We start from the raw sequence: 11,192 nt of genomic DNA on the forward strand, positions 1-11,192 counted from the left end.
ACAATCTTCGCATGACCACGCCTGCACCTCCCGACTCCGTGCTGCTGACCGGCCTCGCGCCGGTGCTCGACCCCGGCATCCGCATCCTCATCCTTGGCAGTTTCCCCGGCGCCCAGTCGCTCGCCGCCGCCCAGTATTACGCGCACCCGCGCAATCAATTCTGGCGCCTGGTCTCGGCACTGGTCGACGAAGACCTGGCCGCGCTGCCATATGCCGAACGTTTGCCGCGCCTGCTGGCGCACCGCATCGGCCTGTGGGACGTGCTCGGCGCCTGCGAGCGCGAGGGCAGCCTCGATTCCGCCATCCGCAAACCCGCCGCCAACGATTTCGCGCGCCTGCACATGCTGTGTCCGGAACTGCAAACGGTCGGCTTCAATGGGCAAGCGTCCGGAAAATTCGCGCCGCAGTTCCAGGATGCCGGCTATCGCACGGTGGTGCTGCCGTCGAGTTCACCGGCGCACATGGCAATGAGCTTCGAACAGAAGTTGCAGGTGTGGCGGCAGCTGGTGGAAGAGGGCGGGCCGGCGCGAGCGGCGCCCGAGCAGGGCTCCCTGCTGTAACCAGCCTGCACCGACTTGTTGTTGCAGGCGGACAATTCTGAGCCGGTCCATACGCGCTATGTCGTTCCGTGGTACACTGGTTTCAGTCGTGAGGGTATATAGGCCTTGACGACATCCCCTCTAGGCCCGCAACGCGATGTGTGTAACGTCGCCAGCGACCAGCCAGGCGGGATTGATTCGAGATACATTGGTCGACTTACACCGATGGGGGCACCACGCAGATAGCATGGGCGTCCAGGGCTCCGCACCTTGCAAATAGCATCGGCTGGAGCAGCGATACAAGCATTGAAAAACCATTGAAACGAAGCTCGCACCGTGCGGGCTTTTTTTTCTATCACCGTGCAGGTCGGCGTCCGGCTGCAGTCCCGGATCGAAGCCGCCGCCGTCACTATCCGCCAGATCGCGGCCCATTCACTTTTTTCAAGCCGATCCAGTCACCCGCGGGCACTGGCATCGAGCAGCAGCATCGTCGCGGCGCCGTCGTCTTGCGCCAGCTCGCACCAACCTTCAAAGGAAGAACAACATGGCAAAAGAAGAACTCATCGAAATGAATGGCCTCGTCACCGAAGTGCTGCCTGAACTGCGCTTCCGCGTCGACCTCGACAACGGCCACAAGCTCGTCGCCTACACCTCGGGCCGGATGAAGAAGAACCACATCCGCATCCTGGCGGGCGACAAGGTGACGCTGGAACTGTCGCCGTACGACCTGAACAAGGGCCGTATCGTGTTCCGTCACATCGAAACGCGCGGCGCACCGGCGCCACGCCCGGGCGGCTTCCAGCGCCGCCGCTAAGCGGGCGCCGCTAAGCAGTTCATGTTGCCGGCCACGGTGTGCGCATTGACGCCATCGCGGCCGGCAACGGTATCATCCCGGCGCAGCCACCTGGCTGCGCCCGCATTTCTCCGGTGGCGCAACGCCACGCCGATTCCTCTTCCTGTACCATCCCCACCGTTTTACCGACGCTGCGTCCCGGCCGCCATGGCGCGCAAATGCCCCAGCTTGGCCGAATAGCGCTCGCGCGCGTCGGCACGCACGCTGTTGTCGCGCGCCAGTGCCAGCTGCTTTTCCGCGCTGTTCCATTCCCCCAACTGCAGGTTGGCGATGCCGAGCCAGAAATGGAACTCGTCGTTATACGGTGCGCGTGCCACTTCGCGCGCGAACAGCTTGCGCGCCGCGGCGAAGTCGCCTGCACGGTACGCCGTCATCGCCTCGTTGAAATAATGGTAGGGCGGGGCCGGATACAGCTGCGCCTGGCGCTGCGCCAGCGCTTCGGCTTCGGCGGGCTTGCCGTTTTCGGCCAGCAGGGGGGCCAGGTTCTGCATCAGGATCAGGCTGTCCGGCTCGCGCGCCAGCGCCGCGCGGTACACCCGTTCGGCCAGCAGCGGCTGCCCGCTGCGCTGGTAGACGACGGCCAGCGTATTGAGTGCGGAAGTCAGCGTCGGCTTTTGCAGGAGCGCGCCGCGCGCCCACCAGTAGGCCTCGGCATGGCGGCCCTGCACCAGCTCTTCGGCTGCGCGGTTGTTCATGTAGCGCGCCACGATATCGGCTTCGTCGAGAAAGCGCACGCGCTCGCTGGCGTTCGGCGGCAGCTGCACGAAATCGACGGTCAGCGAGGGCGTGGTCTCGATCTCGGCGCGCGGCCCACGCGGCGCCAGGCTCAGGTTGACGTGCGAGCTGACGAGATAGAGTGCACGGTCACGGCTCCAGGTATCTTCGATCTGCACCTCCTGGAAGCGCACGTTCATGCCCAGTTCACGGGCAAAGGCGGCGGTCATGATGACCAGCGACAGGCAGTTGCCCTTGCGCGCCGCATAGGTTTCGGCGGCGGTTCCGGTATAGGTCGCATCGTAGTCGAGCGCCAGTTCGCCGCGGTCGTACAGCGCGCGCAGCAGGCCGGAGGCCGGACCGTATTCGCGCAGGAGCGTGCGAAACTGCGTGCTGCCCAGGTGGCGCCGCATCTGGGGACTGAGCGCGAACAGGCCATCGGCATCGATGCGCGTTGCCGGTCGCGGAAAGGCGGCGTCATCGAACAGGGCGGCGACCCGGCTCGCGGCCGCCGGATCCCGGACCTCATGGGCACAGCCGGACAACACGAGGAGCAGCGACAGGATCCAGGTTTTCATCATGCCTCCCAAGCCGGTAGCGATATTTCAGTATCTTCCCGCCCGGGCTGGCTGTCAAAGACTAGTCGTCGTGCAGCGCTTCTTCCAGTTCGTCCAGCAGTTCGTCCACCTCGATCTCGTCGAGCGACAGATAGGCGCAGGCGCGCGCGCCGCCCTTGTTCCATTCGGGCGAGCCGGCGTGGCCCTGGTAGCGGCGCAGCGCGCGCTCGGCCAGCAGCGACAGGGCGACCAGCGAGCGCACCGCGTCGTCGGTGTGTTCGTCGTCCAGCACGCTGTAGTCGTGGTGGTGCAGGATCGCCCACGCCACCTCGCCCGACAAACCCCAGTTACGCGCCAGCAGGGTGCCGACCGCCGCGTGATTGGTGTGGTGGCGTTCGTCCTCGAGCGCGGTGAACGGACGATGCTCTTCGGCGCCGGCGTCGAGGAAGGTGGCCTCGTAGTCCGGGAAGCGCTGGACCAGCAGCGGCATCCCGGTATCGCAGAACAGGCCGAAGGTGTGCGCGATGTCGGGCGCGCCGATGCGCAGGCGGCGCGACAGGAACACCATCGCGTGCGAACGTTTGGTCGAGACGTCCCAGAAATTGGCCAGGGCGGCACTTTGCACGGGAATCGCCTGGCGCGCCAGCAGGCCGGTCATCAGCGCCGCCACCTGGTTGATGCCGAGGAACAGGATGGCCTGCTCGATCGACTTGGCGCGGCGCCCGCCGAACAGGGAGGAATTGGCCAGCTTCAGCAAGGCGCCGGCCATGCCGACGTCGGCTGCGACAATGCGGCCGATGCGCTCGGGCGACGGATCGCTGGACGCCAGTTCGGCTTGCAGGTCGGCCAGCAGGCTGGGGCGCGGCGGAATGCGGATCGACTTGATCAGCGCGTCGACGGGGTCGGCGACAGCGCTGGCAGATGCGGCTACAGGCGCGGCGCGCAGTGGCATTGCTTTGGCGGCAACTGTATTCATGGAGGAGGAATGCTTGCGGGCAATAAAGCGGAGTCCGCCACTATAAACGATGCAGCATTTCATTGCAGCAACATGCTGCATTGGCTCGGTGCTTGTGTGGCAAAACGGACAGAGCGTTGTTGTTGAAACGCCTAAAATCGCCCGCATGAACCCAGCACATCTTGCAGGAATCGATTTTTACGCACCGAGCGACGTGGTCGCACGCCAACTGATCGGGGTCGTAGTCCTGGTCGACGGCGTTGGCGGGCGCATCGTCGAAACCGAAGCCTACGACCGCGAAGATCCGGCCTCGCATGCCTTTTCCGGTCCCACCGAACGCAACGCCGCCATGTTCGGGCCGCCGGCGCATTGCTATGTCTACCGCTCCTATGGCATCCACTGGTGCCTGAATTTCGTCTGCCGTGAGGAGGGGCACGGCGCCGGGGTGCTGATCCGTGCGATCGAGCCGCTGGCCGGACTGGATGTCATGCGCCAGCGTCGCGACGCCGAGGACGCCGCGGCGCTGTGTTCCGGCCCCGGTAAGTTGTGCCAGGCGCTGGCGGTGACGCGCGCCTTTAACGGTACGTCGCTGGCGCAGCCGCCGTTCGTGCTGGAAGCGGCGCCGGCGGGACTCGAGATCGTGGCCGGCCCGCGCATCGGCATCTCCAAGGCGATGGACGTGCCCTGGCGCTTCGGCCTGTCCGGCTCGCGTTTCGTCAGCCGTCCGTTCCGCTGACCTTGTTGAAGCGGCCGGCGCTGGCGGCAAGCGCCAGCGCCGGCGGCGCATCTCTCATCGCGTTGCGCATCGGGCTGCCCGGGGCGCGCCGCTCGCGCGGGTCCTGGAACTCGGCCCGCTCGTCCACCGTATTGGCCTCGGCCAGCGGTTCGATGCCGTCGATCTGGAATACCGACACGGCGCGCGCCAGGTTCACGGTCTGCTCGTGCAGGCTTTCGGCGGCGGCTGCCGCCTGTTCGACCAGGGCCGCGTTCTGCTGGGTCATGTCGTCCATCTGCCCGACCGCGTGATTGACTTCGGCGATGCCCTCGGCCTGTTCGGTGCTGGCGACGCTGATGCGCTCGATGATGTCGTTCACCTGTTTTACGGAGGCGACGATGTGGCCCATGCTGCTGCCCGCTTCGTTGACGGAGGCCGCGCCGCCGTCGATGATGGCGACCGAATCGGCAATCAGCGCCTTGATTTCCTTGGCCGCCGCCGCCGAGCGTTGCGCCAGCGTGCGCACCTCGGAGGCCACCACCGCGAAGCCGCGCCCCTGTTCGCCGGCGCGCGCCGCTTCGACCGCCGCGTTCAGGGCCAGGATATTCGTCTGGAACGAGATGCCGTCGATGACGCCGATGATCTCGACGATCTTGCGCGAGCTGGCGCGGATCGATTCCATCGTCGTCACCGCGCGGTCGACTGCCTGGCCGCCGTGGCTGGCCAGGCGCGCCGCTTCCGCGGCGAGGTCGGTCGCCAGGCGCGCGTTGTGCGCGTTGTCCTTCACCGCCACGGTCAGCGTTTCCATCGCGCTGGCGGTCTGTTCGAGCGAGCCGGCCTGCATTTCGGTGCGGGTCGAGAGGTCGAGGTTGCCGGTGGCGATTTCCTTCGAGGCGGTGTCGATCGAGCGCACCGAGGTCAATATCGCGTGCAGGGTCGTGTTCAGGGTGCCGATGGTATGGTCGAGCGCGCGCGAGGTGTCGGCGATCTCGTCGCGGCCCGTGCTGCCGGTGGCGCCGGCGAGGCGGCCTTCGGCCAGTTCATTGACCACGTCCGAGATGGCGCGGATATCCTGCAGCATGGCGCGCCGCACCAGCATCGTGACCGTCAGCGAGAGGGCGATCGACAGCAGCACCAGCACCGCCATCGTCACGCCCAGCATGCGGAACTCGGCGCCGGCGGCGGCATAGGCTCCTTCGCTCAGCTGGGTTTCGAGCGCCGCCAGCTGCGCCAGCTGGGTATTCAAACCGCCGAAATCCTTTTCCGCCTTCTGCATCGAATTGGTGGCGATCGACTGATCGACCTGCGCCATCTCGATGGTCTCGAGTACCGCCTTGCGGTAGGCGGCCAGCGCCGTGGCGGAGGCGTCGATCAGCTTGCGTTCGGCCGGGTCGGCGACCTTCGCCAGTGCGTCCAGGCGGGTCTTGATGTCGGCGTGCTTGTTGTTGATGTCCTTGACCAGGCCGTCGAGCCGCTCCTTGGCGAAGCTGCCGCTGATCCAGGCCAGCAGCTGGTAGATGTTGGCGTGCGCATGCTTGGCGTCGCCGGCGACGTCGGCCGTATCCTGCAGGCGCGCCGCGCGCACCTGCACCATGTTCTCGAGAGAGGCATGCTGGCGCACCATGCCGTAATAGGCGCCGCCGGACAGCAGCGTCAGCAGCACCAGCACCAATCCCGGCGCCAGCAACAGCTTCGGGCCAATCCGTAGTTTTTTCAGCATGCTTTCCTCCGCTACAAATAAAGAGGGCGGCCAAAGCCGCCCCGGGTCGCACTGCGCTTATTTCTTGTAGATGCCCGCCTCGAGCACCACGCCGTCGACCAGCAGGATGTACGTGGTCTTTGGCTCGATCTTGCCGCTGGTCGGGTTCTTGTACTGGTAATCGACCCAGCCCTTGCCCTTGGCGGCGGCCAGCTCGATGATCTCGCGGCGGTATTTCTTGCCATTCGCGTCCGGCACGTCGGTCAGGTCCTTGCCGACGATCGAGGGGTTGTAGGGGTGCGCCAGCACGATGCCGGTCTTGACGTCGCGCAAGTCGACATACAGTTCGCCCTGGACGAAATCCGGATCCTTGGCATTGATGCGCTTCATCATCTCATCCTTGCCCTTGGCCTTGATCAGGGCGGCGCCCCGTTCGGCCATCGCGATCGCATCCTTGGCAGTGGGTTCGTTGGCCAATGCACCGGAGCAGGCGAGTCCGAGGCACAGGGCGGTGGCAGTGGCAATCAGCTTCATGGGAACTATCCTTTCGGGGAAGACATCTGGGAGGAACTTTCCTAAGTGCATTGAGAAATGTACGCTGCACTTCTTATAGGCAATTTGCGGTGACGCAAATCGACGGGGCCAGTGGGAATATGGCGCCACATGTCGTGAAGCAAACATTCCGTGCATGCGAGCAATTTTATGCAAATTTAATTGATTGGTTGCAATGTTTCCGTGCTGCACGCCTCCTAAGATGAATTCCCGCCGGCAATTTCTTACTCAAGAATTCGCCCAAGGTCCCCACCATCTTTCCTCTTCAGGAGCATGCCGTGACCATCGAAACGACGCCCGCCAAGTTCAAGCCGTACACGCGCCAGACCATCGCGCTCGCACGCCAATGGAAATGGATGAGTCCCGAGTTGCAGGAAGCAACCCAGGTCGTGTCCCACGTGCTGCCGTTTCGCGTCAACGAGTACGTGCTCGACCAGCTGATCGACTGGGACAAGATTCCCGATGATCCGATCTTCCGCCTCACCTTCCCGCACCGCGACATGCTCCCCGCGCGCGAATACGAGCAGCTGCGCGACCTGGTGCTGCATAAAAAGGATGACGCCGCCACCGCGAAACTGGTGCACCAGATCCGCATGCGCATGAACCCGCATCCGGCCGGCCAGATGACCCACAACGTGCCGCGCGTGAACGATGCGCCATTGAAGGGGCTGCAGCACAAATACAAGGAGACGGTGCTGTTCTTCCCGAGCTCGGGCCAGACCTGCCACGCCTACTGCACTTTCTGCTTCCGCTGGCCGCAATTCGTCGGCATGGACGACATGAAGTTCGACGCGCGCGAATGTTCGGAACTGGTGGCTTACCTCAAAACGCACCCGGACGTCACCGACGTCCTGATCACCGGCGGCGACCCGATGATCATGAATACGCGCTCGCTCACCGAGTTCCTCGAACCCCTGCTGGCGCCGGAACTGGCCCACATCCAGAACATCCGCATCGGCACCAAGTCGGTCGCCTACTGGCCGCAGCGCTATGTCTCCGACAAGGATTCCGATGACCTGATGCGCCTGTTCGAACGGGTCGTCAAGGCCGGCAAGAACCTCGCTATCATGGGCCACTACAACCATGCGGTCGAGTTGCGCAGCCCGATCGCCCAGCAGGCGGTGAAGCGCATCGTGGGCACCGGCGCCACGCTGCGCATGCAGGGCCCGCTGATCCGCCACATCAACGAAGACCCGAAAAGCTGGGCCGAGCTGTGGACCACCGGCGTGCGCCTGGGCGCGATCCCGTATTACATGTTCGTCGAGCGCGATACCGGCCCGAGCGAATATTTTTCGCTGCCGCTGGCGAAAGCCCACGAGATCTTCCAGCAGGCGTATTCGATGGTCTCCGGCTTGTCGCGTACCGTGCGCGGCCCGTCGATGAGCGCTTTCCCCGGCAAGGTCGTGATCGACGGCGTGGTGACGATCAACGGCGAAAAGCTGTTCGCGCTGCAGTTCCTGCAGGCGCGCAATCCGGAATGGGTGCGCAAACCCTTCTTCGCAAAGTACGATTCCGACGCCACCTGGCTCGACCACCTGAAGCCGGCGTTCGGGCGCAAGAAATTCTTCTTTGAAGAAGAGGCGGGCGACGCCGGCCTGCATGTGCCGGCCGGGCGCGTGATCCCGATCGTGCAGGCGTCGCACGACCGCCGCGCCAGCGACAGCCAGCCCAGCGCAGCCTGATCCAGTCTGGACCCGGACCCGCCATGGGTGACCAGAGCTCGCCACGCCTGTCAAGCGTGGCGGTTTTCTTCTACGTGTTCCTGCCGTTCGCGCTGGGACACTACCTGTCCTCGCTGCTGCGCAACGTGAACGCCGTGCTGGCCCCGAACCTGGTCGGCTCGCTCGCGCTCACGCCGGGCCAGTTGGGCCTGCTCACCAGCGCCTTTTTCTTTGCCTTCGCGCTGGTGCAGCTGCCGGTCGGGATTGCGCTCGACCGCTACGGGCCGCGCAAGGTGCAGCTGGTGCTGATGCTGCTGGCGGCGATCGGGGCGCTGTTGTTCGCGCGCGGGCAGGGCTTCGGCCAGCTGGTGCTGGCGCGTGCCATCATGGGCTGCGGCCTGGGCGGCTGCTTCATGTCGGCGGTGAAAGCCATCTCGACCTGGATCGCGCCCGGCAAGCTCCCCTCGGTGCACGGCTACCTGATCGCGATCGGCGGCCTCGGTGCGGCGTCGTCCACCATGCCGGTGCGCCTGGTGCTCGAACACACCGACTGGCGCGGCCTGTTCGTGCTGCTGGCCGCATTGATTGCCGCCAGCGGCGCCCTGATCTGGCTGTTCTCTCCGCGCAGCGCCGCGCCGCCTCCTGGGGCGCGCTCGCCGATGCTGGCTTCGATCCTGAGCGTATACCGCACGCCGGCATTTCGCGCGACGACCTCGCTGATCCTGCTGCCGCATGCGATCTTCTTCGGCATCCAGGGTTTGTGGATCGGACGCTGGCTGTCGGACGTGGCGCGCTTTCCGGACGATGCCGTCGCCTACCTGCTGTACCTGAGCATGGCGGCGGTGATTTTCGGCGCCATCGCGGTGGGCATGATCACCGAGTGGGCGGGCAAGCGCGGCGTGGCGCCGCTGGAGGTGGCGGGCGCCGGCATCGCCCTGTTCGTGCTGGTGCAGGTCGCCTTCGTGTTTGGCTACAAGCCGAGCTTCCAGCTGCTGTCGGTGCTGTTCACGCTGGTAGGCACGATCACCGGCATCGAATATGCGATCGTCGCCCAAAGCATGCCGCGCGAACTGACCGGGCGCGCCGCGACCTGCCTGAACTTGCTGATTTTTGTCGGCGCTTTCCTGGTGCAGGCCGGATTCGGTCTGGTGGTCGGCCTGTGGCAACCGGACGGCGGCGGGCGTTATCCGGCCGTCGCCTACCAGGTCGGCTTCGGGCTGCTGGTGCTGCTGCAACTGCCGGGCCTGATCGGGTACGCGCGGCGCAGGTTCGCGGGCACGCGCAGCGCACGGGCCGGCAGCGCGCCAGCCGAGATCGAGGAGGCGCATACGCCCGCCTGAGCAGGGAACTGCTGTAGAGGTGATGTGGTACGGAATCGGGCGAAACGGTATTACCGTTTTTGCTAGAATTGGTTGATACCGCCGACCGATTCCGTACCAGGAGACACCATGCGTCCTTGTTCGTCCTCCATCCTCGCCGCCGCCGTGCTGCTCACGCTTGCCGGGTGCGCCGGCAGGTCCGGTTTGCCCAGCGGCGCCGGCGTCGGTCCGGCGCCCGTGCTGCCGGAACCGCAGCGAAGCCTAATCCCCACCGTCGACATCGCGCCGGCCAAAGGCTGGAACGGCGCCAAACCCACGGCCGCCCAAGGCCTCGACGTGAGCGCCCTGGCATCCGGCCTGGACCACCCGCGCTGGCTGCACGTGCTGCCCAACGGCGACGTGCTGGTGGCCGAATCGAACAAGCCGCAAACGCCGCAAACCAAGCAGTCGGGCATCAAGGCCTGGGTGATGGGCAAGGTGATGGAAAGGGCGGGTGCCGGCGTGCCCAGTGCCGACCGCATCACGCTGCTGCGCGACGCCGATGGCGACGGCGTGGCCGAGACCCGCACCGTGTTCCTGAAGAACCTGCATTCGCCGTTCGGCATGGCGCTGGTCGGCGAGAGTTTATATGTCGCGAATGCCGACGCCATCGTGCGCTTCCCGTACCAGCCAGGCGCGACCGAGATCACCGCCGCGCCGCACAAGGTGGCGCCGCTGCCGGCCGGGCTGAACCACCACTGGACCAAGAACATCATCGCCAGCAAGGATGGGAGCAAGCTGTACGCGACCGTCGGCTCGAACAGCAACGTCGGCGAAAACGGCATGGAAAACGAAATCAACCGCGCCGCCATCCTCGAAGTCGACGCCAGCACGGGGGCCACGCGTCTGTTTGCCTCGGGCCTGCGCAACCCCAACGGCCTGGCCTGGGAGCCGCAGACCGGCGCCTTGTGGACGGTGGTGAACGAGCGCGACGAAATCGGCAACGACCTGGTGCCCGACTACCTCACCTCGGTCAAGGATGGCGCCTTTTACGGCTGGCCCTACAGTTACTATGGCCAGCACGTCGACGCGCGCGTCAAGCCGCCGCGCCCGGAACTGGTGGCCAAAGCCATCTCTCCCGATTACGCGCTCGGCGCCCATGTCGCCGCGCTGGGCCTCACCTTTGCCGCAGGTGCGCAACTGGGGCCGGCCTTCACCAATGGCGCGTTTATCGGCCAGCACGGTTCCTGGAACCGCAAGCCGCTCTCCGGCTACAACGTCATATTCGTACCCTTCGCCGACGGCAAGCCAAACGGCAAGCCGGTCGAGGTGCTGAGCGGTTTCGTCGACAGGAACGGCGACGCGCTGGGGCGTCCGGTGGGCGTCGCCATCGACAAGGCGGGATCGCTGCTGGTGGCGGACGATGTCGGCAACGTCGTCTGGCGCGTGCGGCCGGCGGGGCGCTGAGGTTTCGATGTGCGGACGTGCGTTGAACGCGTGGGCGGGAAATCAGTCCACTGGACTGATTTCCCCCGTCCACCCTACGTCCCTTCGTTCAACGCTAACATTAATCGTAGGGACGTAACGTGAAAGAACCCACTATCGAGACGTGCGCAGTCCTGGCCAGCCAAGGCCATTATTTTGATGAC

The 11,192-nt window shown here is 65.3% G+C and carries 10 protein-coding genes; 6 read left to right on the forward strand and 4 right to left on the reverse strand.

Going from position 1 to position 11,192, the window contains the following annotated elements:
* Nucleotides 1-11 precede the first annotated feature (11 nt).
* Together IFT60_RS23175 and infA are read left to right on the forward strand one after the other, a co-directional pair.
* Nucleotides 12-560, forward strand: a complete 549-nt coding sequence (locus IFT60_RS23175) for a DNA-deoxyinosine glycosylase (RefSeq protein WP_192056232.1) — start codon at nucleotides 12-14, stop codon at nucleotides 558-560.
* A 523-nt stretch (nucleotides 561-1,083) separates the two neighbouring features.
* Nucleotides 1,084-1,353: a translation initiation factor IF-1 gene (infA, locus tag IFT60_RS23180; RefSeq protein WP_192056234.1), complete on the forward strand. Its 270-nt coding sequence runs from the start codon at nucleotides 1,084-1,086 to the stop codon at nucleotides 1,351-1,353.
* 161 nt (nucleotides 1,354-1,514) lie between these two features.
* Here infA and IFT60_RS23185 read toward each other — a convergent pair whose 3' ends face one another.
* Together IFT60_RS23185 and IFT60_RS23190 are read right to left on the reverse strand one after the other, a co-directional pair.
* Nucleotides 1,515-2,684, reverse strand: a complete 1,170-nt coding sequence (locus tag IFT60_RS23185; protein ID WP_192056236.1) for a tetratricopeptide repeat protein — start codon at nucleotides 2,682-2,684, stop codon at nucleotides 1,515-1,517.
* Nucleotides 2,685-2,745: 61 nt separating this feature from the next.
* Nucleotides 2,746-3,639 carry an HDOD domain-containing protein gene (locus tag IFT60_RS23190; RefSeq protein ID WP_192056238.1) on the reverse strand — a complete coding sequence of 298 codons (894 nt, stop codon included), beginning with the start codon at nucleotides 3,637-3,639 and terminating at the stop codon, nucleotides 2,746-2,748.
* 145 nt (nucleotides 3,640-3,784) lie between these two features.
* Between IFT60_RS23190 and IFT60_RS23195 the strand changes: the two genes are divergently transcribed.
* Nucleotides 3,785-4,354 carry a DNA-3-methyladenine glycosylase gene (locus IFT60_RS23195; protein WP_192056240.1) on the forward strand — a complete coding sequence of 190 codons (570 nt, stop codon included), beginning with the start codon at nucleotides 3,785-3,787 and terminating at the stop codon, nucleotides 4,352-4,354.
* On the opposite strand, the gene IFT60_RS23200 is transcribed toward IFT60_RS23195, so the two are convergent.
* Together IFT60_RS23200 and IFT60_RS23205 are read right to left on the reverse strand one after the other, a co-directional pair.
* Nucleotides 4,335-6,053 (reverse strand): methyl-accepting chemotaxis protein, encoded by a 1,719-nt coding sequence (locus tag IFT60_RS23200; RefSeq protein ID WP_192056242.1) that lies wholly within the window; start codon nucleotides 6,051-6,053, stop codon nucleotides 4,335-4,337. The two genes, IFT60_RS23195 and IFT60_RS23200, sit on opposite strands and share 20 nt — an antisense overlap.
* A gap of 57 nt (nucleotides 6,054-6,110) precedes the next feature.
* Nucleotides 6,111-6,566 carry a cache domain-containing protein gene (locus IFT60_RS23205; RefSeq protein ID WP_192056244.1) on the reverse strand — a complete coding sequence of 152 codons (456 nt, stop codon included), beginning with the start codon at nucleotides 6,564-6,566 and terminating at the stop codon, nucleotides 6,111-6,113.
* 296 nt (nucleotides 6,567-6,862) lie between these two features.
* Between IFT60_RS23205 and IFT60_RS23210 the strand changes: the two genes are divergently transcribed.
* From IFT60_RS23210 to IFT60_RS23220, 3 genes are all read left to right on the forward strand, one after another.
* A complete protein-coding gene (locus IFT60_RS23210; protein ID WP_192056246.1) occupies nucleotides 6,863-8,266 on the forward strand; it encodes a KamA family radical SAM protein in 1,404 nt (467 codons plus the stop codon).
* 23 nt (nucleotides 8,267-8,289) lie between these two features.
* On the forward strand, nucleotides 8,290-9,585 hold the full coding sequence (locus IFT60_RS23215; protein ID WP_192056248.1) for an MFS transporter: 1,296 nt from the start codon (nucleotides 8,290-8,292) through the stop codon (nucleotides 9,583-9,585).
* Nucleotides 9,586-9,693: 108 nt separating this feature from the next.
* Entirely contained in the window at nucleotides 9,694-11,010 is a 1,317-nt protein-coding gene (locus IFT60_RS23220) for a PQQ-dependent sugar dehydrogenase (RefSeq protein WP_192056250.1), read from the forward strand.
* Nucleotides 11,011-11,192 lie beyond the last annotated feature (182 nt).

This window comes from Massilia sp. CFBP 13721 (assembly GCF_014842025.1).
Classification (GTDB): domain Bacteria; phylum Pseudomonadota; class Gammaproteobacteria; order Burkholderiales; family Burkholderiaceae_D; genus Telluria.

Coding starts and splice junctions, on each gene's coding strand:
- IFT60_RS23175 (WP_192056232.1), top strand. CDS start 12: ATGACCACGCCTGCACCTCCCGACTCCGTGCTGCTGACCGGCCTCGCG.
- infA (WP_192056234.1), top strand. CDS start 1,084: ATGGCAAAAGAAGAACTCATCGAAATGAATGGCCTCGTCACCGAAGTG.
- IFT60_RS23185 (WP_192056236.1), bottom strand. CDS start 2,684: ATGAAAACCTGGATCCTGTCGCTGCTCCTCGTGTTGTCCGGCTGTGCC.
- IFT60_RS23190 (WP_192056238.1), bottom strand. CDS start 3,639: ATGAATACAGTTGCCGCCAAAGCAATGCCACTGCGCGCCGCGCCTGTA.
- IFT60_RS23195 (WP_192056240.1), top strand. CDS start 3,785: ATGAACCCAGCACATCTTGCAGGAATCGATTTTTACGCACCGAGCGAC.
- IFT60_RS23200 (WP_192056242.1), bottom strand. CDS start 6,053: ATGCTGAAAAAACTACGGATTGGCCCGAAGCTGTTGCTGGCGCCGGGA.
- IFT60_RS23205 (WP_192056244.1), bottom strand. CDS start 6,566: ATGAAGCTGATTGCCACTGCCACCGCCCTGTGCCTCGGACTCGCCTGC.
- IFT60_RS23215 (WP_192056248.1), top strand. CDS start 8,290: ATGGGTGACCAGAGCTCGCCACGCCTGTCAAGCGTGGCGGTTTTCTTC.
- IFT60_RS23220 (WP_192056250.1), top strand. CDS start 9,694: ATGCGTCCTTGTTCGTCCTCCATCCTCGCCGCCGCCGTGCTGCTCACG.